The 16,439-nt window shown below is 64.0% G+C and carries 8 protein-coding genes and 1 pseudogene; 3 read left to right on the top strand and 6 right to left on the bottom strand.

What is annotated here, in order from left to right; translation table 11 throughout:
* Nucleotides 1–189 precede the first annotated feature (189 nt).
* Nucleotides 190–1,779 (top strand): phosphoglycerate dehydrogenase, encoded by a 1,590-nt coding sequence (serA, locus tag AC1MBU_RS11740; RefSeq protein WP_479787246.1) that lies wholly within the window; start codon nucleotides 190–192, stop codon nucleotides 1,777–1,779.
* On the opposite strand, the gene lepB is transcribed toward serA, so the two are convergent.
* A complete protein-coding gene (gene lepB / locus AC1MBU_RS11735; protein WP_277358547.1) occupies nucleotides 1,776–2,288 on the bottom strand; it encodes a signal peptidase I in 513 nt (170 codons plus the stop codon). The two genes, serA and lepB, sit on opposite strands and share 4 nt — an antisense overlap.
* 147 nt (nucleotides 2,289–2,435) lie before the next feature.
* Here lepB and AC1MBU_RS11730 point away from each other — a divergent pair, with 147 nt between their 5' ends.
* On the top strand, nucleotides 2,436–8,147 hold the full coding sequence (locus AC1MBU_RS11730) for a peroxidase family protein (protein WP_479787245.1): 5,712 nt from the start codon (nucleotides 2,436–2,438) through the stop codon (nucleotides 8,145–8,147).
* 380 nt (nucleotides 8,148–8,527) lie between these two features.
* Here the strand turns inward: AC1MBU_RS11730 and AC1MBU_RS11725 are convergent.
* From AC1MBU_RS11725 to AC1MBU_RS11715, 3 genes and pseudogenes are all read right to left on the bottom strand, one after another.
* Nucleotides 8,528–9,855 (bottom strand): annotated as a pseudogene (locus AC1MBU_RS11725) (transposase).
* Between the two features lie 138 nt (nucleotides 9,856–9,993).
* Nucleotides 9,994–10,983 carry an AfsR/SARP family transcriptional regulator gene (locus AC1MBU_RS11720; protein WP_479787244.1) on the bottom strand — a complete coding sequence of 330 codons (990 nt, stop codon included), beginning with the start codon at nucleotides 10,981–10,983 and terminating at the stop codon, nucleotides 9,994–9,996.
* A 188-nt stretch (nucleotides 10,984–11,171) separates the two neighbouring features.
* Nucleotides 11,172–11,714: a hypothetical protein gene (locus AC1MBU_RS11715; protein WP_479787243.1), complete on the bottom strand. Its 543-nt coding sequence runs from the start codon at nucleotides 11,712–11,714 to the stop codon at nucleotides 11,172–11,174.
* A gap of 99 nt (nucleotides 11,715–11,813) precedes the next feature.
* On the opposite strand from AC1MBU_RS11715, the gene metG reads away from it, so the two are divergent.
* Entirely contained in the window at nucleotides 11,814–13,382 is a 1,569-nt protein-coding gene (metG, locus tag AC1MBU_RS11710; protein WP_056548187.1) for a methionine--tRNA ligase, read from the top strand.
* Between the two features lie 11 nt (nucleotides 13,383–13,393).
* Here metG and AC1MBU_RS11705 read toward each other — a convergent pair whose 3' ends face one another.
* Entirely contained in the window at nucleotides 13,394–13,903 is a 510-nt protein-coding gene (locus AC1MBU_RS11705; RefSeq protein ID WP_277358542.1) for a hypothetical protein, read from the bottom strand.
* A 58-nt stretch (nucleotides 13,904–13,961) separates the two neighbouring features.
* Complete coding sequence (locus tag AC1MBU_RS11700; RefSeq protein WP_479787242.1) at nucleotides 13,962–16,439, bottom strand: ABC transporter permease; 2,478 nt, start codon at nucleotides 16,437–16,439, stop codon at nucleotides 13,962–13,964.

Below are 16,439 nucleotides of genomic sequence, written 5' to 3'. Positions count from 1 at the left end.
CTGGAGGCGACGGCCGGACCGGCGGAGTATCCCGCCGGTCCGGCCGTCGCCCATTGTGTGGCACTTCTCTCATCTGCTCTCCATAGCGGGTAACAAAGTGGGCTCGCCGGAGCGGCAAACTACACTTGAACAAAATTCCTGAACACACATCTGGAACACTTCTGCCCACCGCACTGCGAAGGATCTCCCGTGGAAAAACCAGTAGTTCTCCTTGCTGAAGAACTCTCGCCGGCAACCGTGGATGCGCTCGGACCGGATTTCGAGATCCGCCAGACCGACGGGGCTGACCGGTCCAAGCTGCTCTCCGCTATCGCAGAGGTGGACGCGATCCTGGTGCGTTCAGCAACCCAGGTGGACGCCGAGGCAATCGCCGCCGCCCGCAAGCTGAAGGTCATCGCCCGTGCCGGCGTCGGCCTGGACAACGTTGATATCAAGGCGGCCACGCAAGCGGGTGTGATGGTAGTCAACGCCCCCACCTCCAACATCATCTCCGCGGCCGAACTCACCGTCGGCCATATCCTCAGTCTCGCCAGGCACATTCCGCAGGCCAGCGGCGCTCTGAAGGGCGGCGAGTGGAAGCGGTCCAAGTACTCGGGGATCGAGCTCTACGAGAAGAAGGTCGGCATCATCGGCCTTGGCCGCATCGGTGCACTCGTTGCAGCCCGGCTCCAGGGTTTCGGCACTGACATCCTCGCCTATGATCCCTATGTCACCTCGGCGCGGGCAGCCCAGCTCGGGGTCCAGCTTGTGACACTCGATGAGCTGCTTGCGGAGTCGGACTTCGTGACCATCCACATGCCCAAGACGCCCGAGACCGTCGGCATGCTGGGAGCCTCAGCCTTTCAGAAGATGAAGAGCAGCGCGTACGTGGTGAACGTGGCCCGCGGCGGCCTGGTGGACGAGGAAGCGCTGTACAACGCGCTCAAGGAAGGGCAGATTGCCGGCGCCGGAGTTGATGTGTTCGTCAAGGAACCGAGCACCGATCTCCCGTTCTTCGAGCTGGACAACGTTGTGGTCACCCCGCACCTCGGCGCCTCCACGGCAGAGGCTCAGGAGAAGGCTGGTATCTCCGTTGCAAAATCGGTCCGCCTGGCACTCGCAGGAGAACTCGTGCCTGACGCCGTCAACGTCGCAGGCGGCGTCATTGCGCCGGAAGTACGTCCCGGTATCCCACTGATCGAGAAGCTGGGCCGTATCTTCACCGCACTCACCCATGATTCACTCACTCAGATCGAGGTCGAGGTAGCTGGCGAGATCGCCTCGTTGGACGTCAAGGCGTTGGAACTGGCCGCCCTCAAGGGTGTTTTCACCGACGTCGTCTCCGAGCAGGTTTCCTACGTCAATGCACCGGTTCTCGCCGAGCAGCGCGGCATCAACACGCGCCTGGTCACAACTGAGTCCTCGGAGGAGTACCGCAATGTGCTGACCATCCGCGGTGCGCTGTCTGACGGGTCCCAGATCTCGGTCGCCGGTACGCTCACAGGGCCGAAGCAGATTCAGAAGCTGGTCGGGGTCAACGGTTATGATCTCGAGATCCCGATCAGCGAGCACCTGCTCGTGATCCTGTACCAGGACCGGCCCGGTGTGATCGGAACCCTGGGCCGGGTGCTGGGGGAGCGCGAGATCAACATTGCCGGCATGCAGGTCGCCCGCAGCAAGGAGGGCGGCCAGGCGCTGTCGCTGCTCACCGTGGACAGCTCCGTGCCGCAGGATGCGCTGGAGAGCCTGAAGGACGCAATCGGCGCATCAGTGGCTCGTGAGGTGGATCTGCAGGATTAGTTCGGGAGCGGCCACACCACTGTGGCTTCGATGCTGTCGACTGGGAGCGGACCGAAGTCTCTGGAATCAATGGACTGAGCCCGGTTGTCGCCCATCACGAAGACATGCCCGGGAGGAACCGTGACGGGCCCGAAGTAGGTGCCGTCTATGAGCGCGTGGTCGACAAAAGGTTCGGATACCGGGACGCCGTCAATGTAGAGCAACGCATCTTCAATGGCAACGCTCTGCCCGCTGACGGCCACCACGCGTTTGAGCACGGTACCCGCTTCGGAGGGATTCCGGAACGAGACCAAAGCGCCCGGCGCCGGTTCCCCGTGCCGGTAGAGCACTACGATGCTCCCCTCGGGAACGGTGGGTTCCATGCTCGGCGAAGAGACCCAGAGCGGCTCGATCACCCAAAGCCGCAAGCCGACGAGCAGGAGTACAACGGCCATAAGTCCCGCCAGCGAGCGGTACCGCGGCCAGCGCGCAGACGAAGTTCGTGCGGTGCTCGCCTCCTGACCACCCATGCGATCGTCCTCCAACCGGTCATCCGTTAGTCGTTATCCTCCGCTCGGATGGTTGGGGAAACCCTGCACCTTCCAAGGTATTCATAACGCTCGTACGGGACTCTTGCGGCACCGGTGGAAGACCGTCGGTAGGTCTTGGGAGGAATTATGGGAAAGGCACAACACGCCTCGGAGGAGCACCCGGCTGCTCAGATGCGGCTCACAGGTTTTCCGTTTCGACGCACGCTTTCGGCACTCACATCACTGGCTATGCTCACGGGTATCGGCCTGCCACTGGTCGCGGCGCCCGCGCAGGCGGCGCCCGTCGGCCAGGGCTTTACCGTCACGACGTCCGACTTGGCGTTCATTCTGCGCCAGATCAAGATCGCTGAGGCACATGTCCGCAACACCACCAGCGAGACCGGTCCCTGCGGCGCACTGCTCGGTACCGGACCTGATCAGGTGCCCGGCCCGTTGGTTTCCTACGGACTGCGCACGGTGGATGGCTCCTGCAACAACCTCCAGGCAGGTCGCGAAGACTTTGCGGAGTCGAACCGTCTCTTCCCCCGTCTCACCACTCCCGATTACCTCGATGCCGACGACGGGGCCATCATCCGCCAGCCCGGTCCCACGACCTACGACGGCGTAGGCAACGTGGTCGATGCCGCCCCCCGCGTCATCAGCAATCTGATTGTGGACCAGACCTCTACGAATCCTGCGGCGGTTTCCGCAGCGCAGTACCCGGTACGGACGCAAAGCGGCGCCGACAGCGTGGTGCCCTGCGACGCCGGAGGGCTGCCGGCGGGCTGCGTGCCTGCCGGTGAAACACTCTTCATCCCGAACATCACCACAGACGTCGGCCTCTCGCCCCCGTACAACTCGTTGTTCACAATCTTCGGACAATTCTTCGACCACGGCCTCGACATGGTCAATAAGTCGGGCAGCGCGGTTTTCATCCCGCTGCAGCCGGATGACCCGCTGATTGCGGGGCCCGACGGCGTTACGCCGAGTGCGGACGATCTTCCCGCTCGCCAGCGGTTCATGGTCCTCACCCGCGCCACCAATCAGCCCGGCCTGGATGGGAAGTTGGGCACGGAGGATGATGTCCGCGAGGCGACCAACCGCACCGGCCCACTGGTAGACCAATCACAGACCTACAGCTCGGACCCGTCCCACCAGGTTTTCCTGAGGGAGTACACAAACAACGCCGGCGGCAGGCCGGTCTCCACCGGAGCGCTGCTGGCCTCCGACGACGGCGGCATGGGCACCTGGGCAATGCTGAAGGCCCAGGCGGCCGGTCAGCTGGGCCTCCTGCTCTCCGATATGGACGTGCACAATGTTCCGATGATCGCCGTCGACCCCTACGGAAAGTTCATCCCGGGTCCCGAGCACGGACTTCCGCAGTACGTCACTCCCGACGGCATGGTCGAAGGCAACACGGCGGCGCCGGTTGCCGTGCCGGCCAATGCGCTCCGGGTGAACGAATCCTTCCTCGATGACATCGCGCACAACGCTGTTCCGAAGGCGAACTTCCTTCCAGACGCCGACGACGCCATCAATCCTCCGGGAGCGCCGAGCACCAGCACTTATGACAACGAGATGCTGAATTCGCACTTCGTTGCCGGTGACGGCCGGGTCAATGAGAATGTCGCGCTGACCATGATCCATCAGGTGTTCCACTCGGAGCACAACCGCCTCCTCGAAGACATCAAGGCCACCCTCACCGCAGACACCTCACTCCGGGGAGTCACAGCTCTGGCGGAGTGGAAGAGCGCTGCCGGAGCCGGCGGCTGGAACGGTGAGCGCCTTTTCCAGGCTGCACGGTTCGTGACCGAAATGGAGTATCAGCATCTCGCCTTCGAGGAATTCGCCCGCAAGGTACAGCCGCTGATTGAACCGTTTGCCACCTATCACGACGACGTGGATCCGGCGATCACCGCCGAGTTCGCGCACGCCGTCTACCGCTTCGGTCACTCGATGCTTACCGACACCGTGTCCCGCACCAATGCCGATGGCACAACAAACGATGTGCCGTTGCTGGACGCCTTCCTGAATCCGCCGATGTACCACGACGGCGGCGGCACAGTGCCGCTCTCATCCAAGGATGCAGCCGGATCCATCGCCATGGGCATGTCGGATCAGGTCGGCAACGAGCTCGACGAGTTCGTCACCGACACGCTGCGGAACAACCTGCTTGGACTGCCGTTGGACCTGGCTGCCATCAATATTGCCCGTGCCCGTGAAACAGGCATTCCTTCGCTGAACAATCTGCGCAAGGAAATCTACAACAAGACCAACGACAGCCAGCTGAAGCCCTACGTGAACTGGATCGACTTCGGGTTGAATCTCAAGCACCCCGAGTCACTGGTCAACTTCGTGGCAGCGTACGGTCAACACCCGAGCATCACCGCCGCAACCACGCTGAAAGGTAAGCGGGACGCAGCACAGCTGATCGTGAATCCGCCGATCGATGCTGCAGCGGGCACCGTCCCTGCAGACGTTGCGGACTTCATGGGCGGCGTAGGCACTTGGGCTGGCAAGGAAACCGGCCTGAACCAGATCGACCTCTGGGTGGGCGGACTCGCCGAGCGCACCAACCTCTTCGGCGGTCTGCTCGGTTCAACGTTCAACTACGTGTTCGAGCAGCAGATGCTGGACCTGCAGAACGGCGACCGCTTCTACTACCTCGTCCGCACTCCGGGCATGAACCTGTTGGGTCAGCTGGAAGGCAACTCCTTTGCCGAGATGATCATGCGCAACACCAGCGCCACCGCCCTCAAGGCAGATGTATTCGGCACCTCCGACTGCAAGTTCGAACTTGGCCGGCTGCAGTTCAACGGCACCACGGTGCTGGACGATCCGCGGTCCGAGTGCAATGAGGAAGCCCTGCTGATCCGGATGCCGGATGGCACCATCCGCTACCGCACCACCAACTCGGAGGATCCGGCCGGCATCAACGGCCAGAGCGTCTTCAACGGAACCGCAGTAGCTGACCGTATCTGGGGCGGCGTCGACAATGACACCTTCCTCGGAAACGGTGGCAACGATGTCATCGAAGGCAGCGACGGCGCTGACACCGCCCTTGGAGGAGAGGGCAACGACATCGTGACCGACTCTGCGGGTGATGACGTGCTGAAGGGCGGTCCGGGCAATGATGCACTGGACGCCGGTCCAGGACTGGATCTTGTTCTTGGCGGCAGCGGCAGCGACTTCATCAATGGCGGAGCGAATACCAACGATTCGTTCGGCGGCGAGGGCAACGACTTCATGATTGCGGGCGGAGGCAACGACCTCTCCCGCGGCGACGCAGGAGACGACTGGCTCCAGGGCGGGGACGGCGCCGACCTCCTCATGGGAGATAGCGGTGCCCCGTTCTTCGACGATCCGAACACACCGGGCAATGACGTCCTGATGGGCCAGAACGGTGATGACGATTATGACGCCGAGGGCGGCGACGACATCATGCTCGCCGATCCCGGAATCGAGCGGAATGCAGGTGCTGCGGGCTTCGACTGGTCCTCGCACCAGGTCGACGGCCTGGCGGCGGACACGGACCTGACTCGTAACCTGTTGGGCGTGCCGCTTCCCGTGGACGTGCTGCGGGACCGTTATGCAGAAGTGGAAGGGGTCTCCGGAGCGGCGAAGAATGATGTTCTTCGCGGCGACGACGTTGTTCCCCGACTGGTTGAGGGTGAAGGAACGTCCGGCAAGAACTGGCTGGACGCCGAGGGAGTGGCACGGATCGCAGGCCTGGGCGAACTGCTTCCTGCAGGTGTCACGGCTAACGGCGGTATCTGGGGAGAGGGCAATATCATCCTCGGTGGTGCCGGCTCGGATGTGCTCGAGGGCAGGTCCGGCAACGATATCCTCGACGGCGACAAGGAATTGCGCGTCCGAATGAGTGTGCGTACTGATCCCGCCGATCCGGCTACGGAAATCGGCAGCACTGACAGCATTGAGAAGCCCTACCTGGCCAATGACCCGCGGACTTTGCAGGCCGCAGTCTTCGCCGGCGCAGTTGACCCGGGAAACATCGTCATCGTCCGTGAGATCGTCAATGCAGGGAGAACCGGCGACGCGGACGCTGCAGTCTTCTCCGACCTGGAGCAGAACTACACAGTGGCCACCGTACCGACGGGTGCTGTGCCGGGAGCCCCGGGAAGCGTCACCACGGTGACCCATCTCGGCGACGATCCCGACGCGCTTCCCCCACTGGGCGAGGGCGACGGCGTGGACACGCTGCGGAACATCGAGAAGCTGTTGTTCGCGGATTCCCTGGCTCCCGGTGTCCCGGAGATCGCCGCAGCAGTTGCCGGTGACCGCTCGGCCACTGTCGAATGGGGCGCACCGGTCTCACCGGTCACCACTTACGAGGTACGTGCAGTGGACGCAAATGGTGCTCCGGTGGGCGCTCTCCGCCAGGTTCCGGGCAATGAAACCAGCACCGTGATGACCGGACTGGCAAACGGTCAGGCATACCGCTTCCAGGTCCGCGCATCCAACGAACTGGGAACGAGTGCCTTCTCGCCGCTCTCCGCAGCGGTTGTTCCGGACGTCGTACCCAACGCGCCCACCAACGTAGCAGGCGTCGCGGGCAACGGCGTCGCCAATCTCTCCTGGACCGCCCCGGCTACCAGCTCCGGAACCGCTCTCACCGGTTACAAGGTGCAGGTGCTCGCTGGTGAGACTCTCGTACAGACGATTGCGCTCACCGGAACAGCGACGACGACAGAAGTCACCGGGCTGGCAAATGGCACGGCGTACAGCTTCAAGGTTCTTGGAGTGAACGCTCATGGGGATGGTGCACTCTCAGCAGCCTCGGCAACCGTCACTCCGCGATCGGTTCCCGGAACTCCGGTTCTGGGTGAAGCGACCGCGGCGGATGGATCGGTGACGGTCCGCTGGAGCGCGCCGGTTACCGACGGTGGATCCGCGATCACGGGATACGCAGTCCAGGTGGTCGGCGCTGACGGACAGCCGGTGGGAGCCCTGAGGACAGCAGGCGCAAGCGCCACGAGCCTCGAGATCACCGGGCTTGCCAATGGAACGGCCTACCGGTTCCAGGTGCGGGCAGTCAACGCGCTGGGTGCCGGGGAGTTCTCGGTCCTGTCACCGGCAGTCACACCCACCCGGCCGGAGCTGCGCGAAGACTTCGACGGCGACGGAAGGGCGGACATTGTCGCTCGCGACGGTGCAGGCACGCTGTGGCTGTACCGGGGAGACGGATTGAGTGGTTTCTTCCCCAGGACCGTAATGGGTACCGGATGGCAGGTGATGAATGACATCGTTGCGTCGACGGACTTCGACGGTGACAGCCTGGCTGACGTGCTGGCATACGACCGTAGCGGCCGGTTGTGGTTCTACCGCGGAGACGGCGCCGGAGGCCTGCAGACGCGGATTCAGATCGGCAGCGGATGGCTCGGCTACACCCTCGTGGCACCGAGCGATTTCGACGGGGACGGTCGCTCGGACCTCATTGCGAGGGACACCGTGGGACGTCTGTGGCTTTACTCCGGGACCGGAGCCGGGCGGGTGCATACCCGCACACAGATCGGCGCCGGGTGGAGCTCGTATCACCTTGCCAGTACAAGGGACTTCGACGGGGATAACCATTCCGATGTCATCGCCTACGACAGCGCAGGCACCATGTGGCTCTATCCGGGCAGCGGCACGGGAAGCTTCGAGACCCGTTCCCAATGGGGGGGCGGATGGCGGGGGTACGCCCTCGTCGGCGTTGGTGATTTCAGTGGCGACTCCCGAAGCGACGTAATAGCGAAGGACCAGTCAGGGCGACTATGGCTGTACGCGGGCACCGGTACAGGCAAGGTATCGACTAGGGTGCAGATCGGGAACGGCTGGGGAAGCTATCTGATTTCCTAGTTCTGAGGCGTCGACCCGCAGGGAAGGACCATGGCCGGGAGTACCGCGATGGTCCTTCCCTTGCGCGCCTGTGCCCGGGGACTTGGTCCCAGGGGCACTTGAACCGGCTCGCGGATAACGTGCCCCCGGACGCGGTCTACGGGGTGCGCGGTTCATGGCTCCCGGTGGACCGCGTCCGGCGATGTATTGTTCCGTCCGGGCTGCGCCAGTAGCTTCCCGTAGACACTAAGCCCGTATCCACCGGCCCGGTTGAGTGGCTGGTCCGATTCTGAATCTCCGAACTGCTCGTGAGGTTGGGCATGGTTGTGTGCCGGGCCTTTCTGCCCTTCGGTGTTCCACTGGTGGTCCTGGTTGCGCCGTGTCGGCTGGGTTGACGGAATTCAGGTTGTCTTTGGTGGCGGGTAGAGATGCTCGAAGAGTCGTTGCCATTGCGTTTCCCAGGCCCAGTTCTCGGGTAGGTGGAGCGTGATGCGTCGGGCCGAGGACGCGATACGGGCGGGAATGTTGATGAGCTTGTTCCGGATGGTCGCGGTTTCTGCTTTGCTGGCGCCCGCCGGCCAGGGTGCCTGCGGCGCGGGTGAGGTTGAACGCCATGGCCGCGGCCAGCAGCCAGGCGGCGTTCGCGTTGAACTTCCCCGAGGGCATCGAGGCCAGCGCCGAGTTCTTCAGATCAGCGTGGACCTGTTCAATGACCGCGTGGGCCCGGTGCGTCTTGTCCGCGGCCACCGTGTCCAGGACCGTTTTCTCGACGGTGGTGAAGAACGCGTGGAACCGGTGGACGTCAACAGTGTTTGTTGATCAGCGGTTTTCTTGTTCAGCTCCGGGATGCGGCGGACCACCAGACGCCCGGGAATCCGTTCGGCCCTCTTCCGGGAGCTGAACGCGGTGAACCGATTTCGGCGACCTCAGCCCCGGCGCGGGCAGCCGCGGTGGCCACCGTATGAGCGTAGAACGCTGAATCGGAGCGCAGCAGCACCATACCGGCGGCATCACTCGAGCGCAGCCGGGCCACGATGGCCAGCAGGTCAGAGACGAACTTCCCCGCCCCGCGGGCGGAGTTCGCTGCACCCTTACGCAGCCTCGTCCCTGCAATGAACGGGGCGCACTGGCTGGTCGAGACGGTCCCGATGAAAGCGTTGAGCCCACGGACACGGGAGTAGCCGTAGCCGGAGCCCTGCTTGGCGTAGCCGTGGACCTCGGTGATCGTGACATCGACATCGACATCGACATCGACATCGACATCGACGAAAACGAAGTCCTGCGGGCTCGGGGATCCCAGCAGCAGTGCCCGGGAAGCCAGATGGCAAGGAAACGGGAGGCGACAGCGTCGGGCTGACGCACGTGCCCGAAGGTGAATGAACGCAGGAACTAGCCCAGTGTCGAGGGTGCGTAGCAGGCGTTGAAAATGCGTTTCATTCCGCCGTGTCGCAGCGGTGCCATGTCATCGATCGAGGCGGTGCCGGCGACCATGCCAGCCGCCAGTGAGGCGACCGTCAGCCCCGGGCTGGCGCCCTTGTCCTAGGCACCGTCAACCACCGATCGCCCAGTTCGTGTGATCCGGCGTCCCGGGCCAACATCATAAATGGCAGCAGCCGGTGGTCGACACGAGATTCTGTTCGTCGAAGGCAACTGACGTGGTAGCGGATCTATGGGCAGACTTGCATCTGCGAGATGTCCTTCGACTTCGGGGTAATTGGTTCTGTGGCAAGTCCAATCTCCCCCGCCACGACGGGCATTTCTTATTCGAAACGCCGGAAACTACCAAATCCTCATCGTGGATCAAGACGAAGAGGGTTCCCGCCTGGTTGGGCGGAAACCCTCATTGGATACCTCTAACCGGATTCTCCTACGCTGCGGACATCGCCCGCACGAGGAAGGAGTTGATGACCAGCGTGGCGTCCCGCAGCGACTGCCGGACGTTCTGCGGAGCCGCAGCTGCAGCCACCGGAGCGGCAGTCCTGCTCAGCTGACCGTGAAGAACGAGCAGCGCGGACAGGACGTCGGACAGTTCGCCTTCGCTCTCTGCAGTAGCCTGCAGGAGACGGGCATGCGCGGCCTTCAGCCCCGGCCCGGGTGCGCACCCCAGCTCCCGAACCATTGCCCGCCGGCACTTCTCATAGCTCTGCAGGCCCTCGGCGTAGCGTCCTGTGCGCTCGAGGCCGGCAACCCGGGCCAACCATGCACGTTCATTGAGCGGGTCCATGGTGAGGGCCTTCTGGGCCCAGTCGATCGACTCGGAGACTGCACCGACCGCTGAGGCGGTTTCCGCTGCCAGAACCGTTGCCTCAAGGACCCGGGAGCTGTGCAGCTCCCGCTCGTCTTCTGCCCAGGCTGGGAGGAGCTCGTCGCCCAGCAGGGGAGCGGTGGCGAGTGTAAGTGCCTCGTGAAGGAGTTTGAGCGCTGCTTCCGGCGCGCTCTGCTGGGCCTGCCGCAGGAGCTGATCGAAGCGGAAGACGTCCAGGTCCACCATGGTTGCGTCCATCACGTAACCGCCGGTCGTGGTGCGCAGCGGACCCTGCTTGCCGCTGCCGGGCTGGATGTTCCGGCGCAGGACGCTGACGTAGCTTTCAAGGGTCGGAAGGGCTTCAGCAGGTGCGTGTCCTTCCCAAAGGACCTCGATCAGGCGGTCCTTGGAGACCGGTGTGCCGAGGCTCAGGAGGAGGATCTCCAGGATCTGGCGCGGCTTCGGCCCGCCGAGGGTCCGGGCGTTCAACACTGTGTCTCCGCGCCGTATACGGAGCGAGCCGATCAGCTGGACGGTCAGGAAAGCCGGCACGCCTGGTGCGTCCGCGGGGGAACCCGAATGTGCCGGTGAAAATGCGTCTGACTGCAACATGAGCGAGACCTCGTCTTTCGTGCTTGTGATGACGAGATCAAACCTAGGGATTGGAGAAACGGGGATCACGAGTAGGCCCTACCCGAAAAAATGCCCCCGATTCCGAAGGATTCGGGGGCACTACTCGAATTTCCCGGCGTAGCGGCAGGGTAGTTACCTGAGTAGCCGCTAAGGCTACTCAGGACCACTCACTGACCGGCCGTGTGGTGGTCAGTTCCGAGCGAAAGCCGCGCCTCGCCGTCGTCACTGAGTACCAGTGCGAGCGCCTTGTTCGGAATTTCGAAGACCAGCGTGGCATCAATCGTCTCTCCCTGTTCCGCGATGTGCTGTGACGGGGATGCCCAGATGACGTGCGGTTCCCCGGTGCCAAGCCCGTCGACGAAGTAGTCGGCGGCGCTGAAGGCGATGCCTTCCGGTTCCAGCGCAGTAAGTTCGAGCAGCACGCGGACGCGATGCGCGCCGTGGGGCACTGCGGTCTCAAGGGCAGCCCCGTTGGACGGAGGCACCCAGCCGTCGGATTCGAGCGGGAGTATTCCGTTGATCCGGGCAATTCCGCCGTCCACAGTGTCCGATGCACCCAGCATCGCGGCAGGTTCCTCCTCAACATTGTTGGTGAGTACCCAGGTTGCGCCGCCAAGCACGCCGATCAGAAGCGCGGCCGGGATGAGCATCCGATGCCGGGGGCGGGAAGCGCGGTGGGCGACGCGGCGGTCGTCGAGTTGCTGTGCCATGCAAGTAGTGTTCGCTCCCCACCATGGGAAAACCATGATCGCAGGAGCCAGGCAACGCAATGATGCGACAACCCCACGGCGGCAGGGTAACTTTCTAGGGTGAGTTCTGCGCAGAAACCCCCGTTCTACATCACTACAGCCATCACCTATCCCAACGGCGTGCCGCACATCGGGCATGCGTATGAGTATGTCGCCACCGACGCCATCGCGCGTTTCAAGCGGCTGGACGGCTATGACGTCATGTTCCTGACAGGTACTGATGAGCACGGGATGAAAATTGCTCAGACCGCGGAGAAAGAGGGGATCTCGCCGAAGGAGCTGGTGGACCGGAACGCCGCGGTCTACCAGGCTGCCCACGCTGACCTCGCCATCAGCTACGACCGGTTCATCCGGACCACCGATGAGGACCATTACGCGGCCTCGCAGGACATCTGGCGCCGGATGGAAGCGGCCGGAGACATCTACCTCGACAAGTACGCGGGCTGGTACTCGGTGCGTGACGAGGCGTACTACACCGAGGAAGAGACCGAGCTCCGCGAGGACGGCATCCGCTACTCGAAGGACACGGACACCGAGGTGACGTGGACGGAGGAGGAGAGCTACTTCTTCCGCCTATCCGCGTACCAGGACCGTCTACTGGCGCTGTACGCGGAGCAGCCCGAATTCGGCGCACCGCAATCCCGCTTCAACGAGGTCATCAGTTTCGTGAAGCGGGGTCTGGACGACCTCTCGATCAGCCGCACCACCTTCGACTGGGGTGTACCTGTGCCCGGCAATCCCCAGCACGTCATGTACGTCTGGGTGGATGCGCTCACCAACTATCTGACCGGGGTGGGCTACCCGGACACCGAGTCGGAGCAGTTCCGCAGGTTCTGGCCCGCAGACGTGCACGTGATCGGCAAGGATATCTCCCGCTTCCACGCGATCTACTGGCCCGCCTTCCTGATGTCCGCAGGCATTGAGCTGCCCAAGCGGGTCATGATCCACGGTTTCCTGCACAACAAGGGCGTGAAGATGTCCAAGTCCCTGGGCAACGTGATTGCGCCGAAGGACTGGATGGAGCAGTACGGCCGGGACCAGATCCGCTTTTTCCTGCTGCGCGAGGTGCCCTTCGGAGCGGATGGCTCCTACAGCCATGAGGCCATCGTGACCCGGATGAACTCGGACCTCGCGAACAACCTGGGGAACCTTGCGCAGCGGTCCCTGTCCATGGTGGCGAAGAACTGTGACTCGCTGGTGCCTGCGCCGTCGTCGTTGTCTGAGGCGGACCAGCGCATCCTGGCTGCGGCGAACACGCTGCTGGATACCTGCCGGGCCGCATATGACAAGCAGGAGCTGTCCCGCGCGCTCGAGGCGATCTGGGCGGTCCTGGGAGACACGAACGCGTACTTCGCCGAGCAGCAGCCCTGGGTGCTGCGGAAGACTGACCTCGACCGCATGAACACGGTCCTCTACGTGACCCTGGAGATCCTTCGGATCGTATCAATCCTGGTGCAGCCGGTGATGCCGGACGGCGCCGCGAAGCTGCTCACGGTTCTGGGCCAGGGCACCGTGAACGACGACGGCGCCCGCCGCTTCAGCGCGATCGCAACTCCATTGGTGCCCGGCATTGCCCTACCGGCGCCTGCTCCGATTTTCCCGAAGTACGAGGAGCCCGCGGAAGACTAAATCAACGCGGGTCACGCGCGGAAACGCTCGGCGGCCGTGCTCACCATGATGGCTGCAATTTCCCGCTGTTGTCCGCGCGCCCGCTCTGCAAGCTGGGTGAGGCGCTCGCGGTCGTATCCGGTGAAGGACCAGCCGTCGTCCAGCAGCGCCAGGAGGGTCTCCCACAGCGCTTCCTTCCCGCGGACGAGGCTCTGGAGTGCCTCCAGCTCCAGCTGTGCCCCCGGACCGTTCTCCGCCTTGCTCACATTGAGGGGATTCAGGCGGGCGGCGGCAGCGCTGAGATGCGCGAAGACCATCTTTGCGGGGTTCGGACGGTGGCCTTGAGAGCGCAGGGAGGTGAGGAGCTCACTGCGTTCGTGGTCAATCTCGTCGTGGAGGCGGGACAGCGTGCGCCCGTGCTGTGTGCCCTCCCAGGTCTGGGCAGCTGCCTGAAAGAGACGCACCCCGCCGGTCGCTCCGAGGAGATGGTCCTCCAAATAGCGAAACAGCCATTGCCGTTCTTCCCGAGTGGGGTTCTTCACCGGTCCTCCTGATTGCTTCACGGCCCGAGTGCGCGGACCGTGAAGCAATCCTTGCAGGTCAGCCCTCCACGGCCAATCCCTGGACGGGGGAGAGCCGCGCCGCGCGGCGGGCAGGCAGTACTGATGCCGCCAGTCCCGCAGCGGTAGCGACAACCAGCACGCCTGCCAGCTGCAGCCACGGGAACGACGGCGTCACAACAGCCACCATGCCCAGCGCCGATTGCGCGCCGAGCCAGCCGTAGAGCATTCCGAGTACGATCCCGATCAGCGCTGCCACTCCGGCGATCAGTACGGCTTCCACTGCCAGCATGCCGCGCAGCTGGCCCCGGGTCAGCCCCAGCGCCCGAAGGAGTGCCGATTCGCGTGTGCGCTCAAGCACCGAGAGGGAGAGCGTGTTGGCTACACCAATGAGCGCAATCAATACGGCGACCGCCAGGAGAGCTGTGACGACAAGCAGCAGCACATCGATGATCTGGTTGAAGGTTGCGCGTTCCAGCGCTGCTCCCGAGACGAGATACTCGGACACGCCCAGGGCGTCCACAACGCTCGTCCGAAGCTGCATGATCTCACCCGTTCCCAGAGAGTCGTCCAGCTTCAGCCAGAGAACTCCACCCGTGTCCGTTGCCTCCAGCTGCCCGAGCTGATCGGCAGTGGCCGGCGTAATGAGGGGAACGATCGTACGGCTTTCGGCTTCCTTCACGGGAAGAACCCGGGTAGTGGAGGAACCGGATACTTCCAGCTCGGTTACTCCGGTGCCGTCCGGCATCGCCACTTCACCATCCTGCGGGTACGCGGTCTCCGAGCGCAGAACCGCTTCCGCGTCGGCTGCCGAGAGACTGTAGACCGTCTGCCCGCCTGCTTCGTCTGTGGTGCGGCCCACCGGCATGGGTTGCACCACTGCGTCGACGCCCTCCAGCGCCTGCAGGGTACTCACAGCATCCGGGTCTTCTCCGCCTTCAAGCTGCACGGCCAGATCCACCGGGTAGTTCTGCGCCAGGGCGTCATCGAACGCTGTCCGCGATGTCTGTGCTCCGGCCATCATCATGCTGACGAGGGTGACGCCGACAAGCAGGGCCGTTGCGGTCGCCGTCGTTCGCGCCGGATTGCGTACTGCGTGCAGCGCAGCGAGCTTCCCGGGTACGCCCAGCGGCGAGGCAAGCCGGCCGACGCCCGTGACGAGTGCCGGGACAAACAGGCCGGCGCAGAGCAGGAATCCGAGAAAGGACAGTGCACCTCCGGGCAACGCCAGCAACAGGTTGGCCTGAGCGGCTCCGACCGCGAGCAGAGCGCTGCCTGCCACGACCGCCAGCACACCGATTCCCAGGCGGATCCGGCCGCGTCGGGTGGTGACACCGGCGTGTTCGGCCGGCCGGAGCGCGGCAAGTGGAGCGACGGCGGTGGCTGCCCGTGCCGGCACGAGGGCGGCTGCGATGGTCATGAGGATTCCAACCACCATGCCGCCCACGACAGCCGATGCCGGCACGGCGAGGGTGGCGAATTCACTGCCTGGAACAGTGCGTGCAAGGGACACGAGCACCCACATCACACCTGCGGCGAGCAGTACCCCGAGCGCGGAGGACACCGTGCCGACCACCGCGGCTTCCAGGAGGACCGAGCGGCGGATCTGCCCGCGGCCCGCCCCGATACAGCGCAGCAGCGCGAGTTCCCGCGTGCGCTGGGCGACGAGCACCGAGAACGTGTTGGCGATCACGAGAGCCGTGACGATCACCGCGACAACGGCGAACGCCAGCAGCACGATGGTCAGTTGGTCCTGTCCGCCGGACAGGGCAGCGACGTCCTCGGTCGTCTGTTCGACTGCGGTGAGCACGCTGGCGTCAGCACCGGCGTCCGCCAACACCTGGCCGACGGCGGTTCCCACCTGTGCCGCCTCGGCTGAATCCGTGAGAGTGAGCTGCAATTGTGTCGTTGCACCCTCCGGAACCAGTTCATCGACCTGGGACGGGACGGCATGGAGCGCGATGGCCCCGGAGAGGAAAGGGTGGGCGGACGGTTCGCTGAACCCGGTTACCGTCAGCCCGGTACCCGATGCTGCGAGGTTTTCCTCGAGGGTGCCCTCGCGAAGAGCCGCGCCCTGCACTGTGTCGCCGATTTCCACACCGAGTTGTTGAGCCGACGCAGCGTCAATCACTACCTGGCCGTCGGATTCGGGCAGGTTGCCTTCCTGCAGGACGAGGCCTTCCAGTACGGGCGGTGCCAGCGCGGAAAGATTCGCCATGTTTGTTGCGGTGCCGGCCCGGAGCACAAAATACCCCTGCTGTTCCGCATGCACCACATCGACTCCGGCTACTGAACGAACAGCGTCGGCCGTTGCCGGCGGCAAGGAGCCGTCAGCCGAGGTCACTACGAGGTCGGCTTTGGAGTACTCCGCACCGATGCTGTTCTGAAGAGTTGCAGTAGTGGTGGCGCCGACCATCAGGGTGGCGGCAAGGAAGCCGACGCCGAGCATGACAGCAAGCCCGACGGCGATGTAGCGGCGGGCATGCCGCGAAACCTGGGACAGGGCAACAGTCAGCAC

The sequence above is a fragment of the Arthrobacter sp. PTI12 genome, from assembly GCF_056679915.1.
The sequence above is the reverse complement of the archived record's forward strand: the minus strand, read 5'-3'. Positions and strand labels throughout refer to the sequence as shown.

Bases quoted from the DNA above. Each gene is read 5' to 3' on its own strand.
- lepB (WP_277358547.1), bottom strand. From the start codon at position 2,288: ATGGGTGGTCAGGAGGCGAGCACCGCACGAACTTCGTCTGCGCGCTGG.
- AC1MBU_RS11715 (WP_479787243.1), bottom strand. From the start codon at position 11,714: ATGGCACAGCAACTCGACGACCGCCGCGTCGCCCACCGCGCTTCCCGC.
- AC1MBU_RS11720 (WP_479787244.1), bottom strand. From the start codon at position 10,983: ATGTTGCAGTCAGACGCATTTTCACCGGCACATTCGGGTTCCCCCGCG.
- AC1MBU_RS11730 (WP_479787245.1), top strand. From the start codon at position 2,436: ATGGGAAAGGCACAACACGCCTCGGAGGAGCACCCGGCTGCTCAGATG.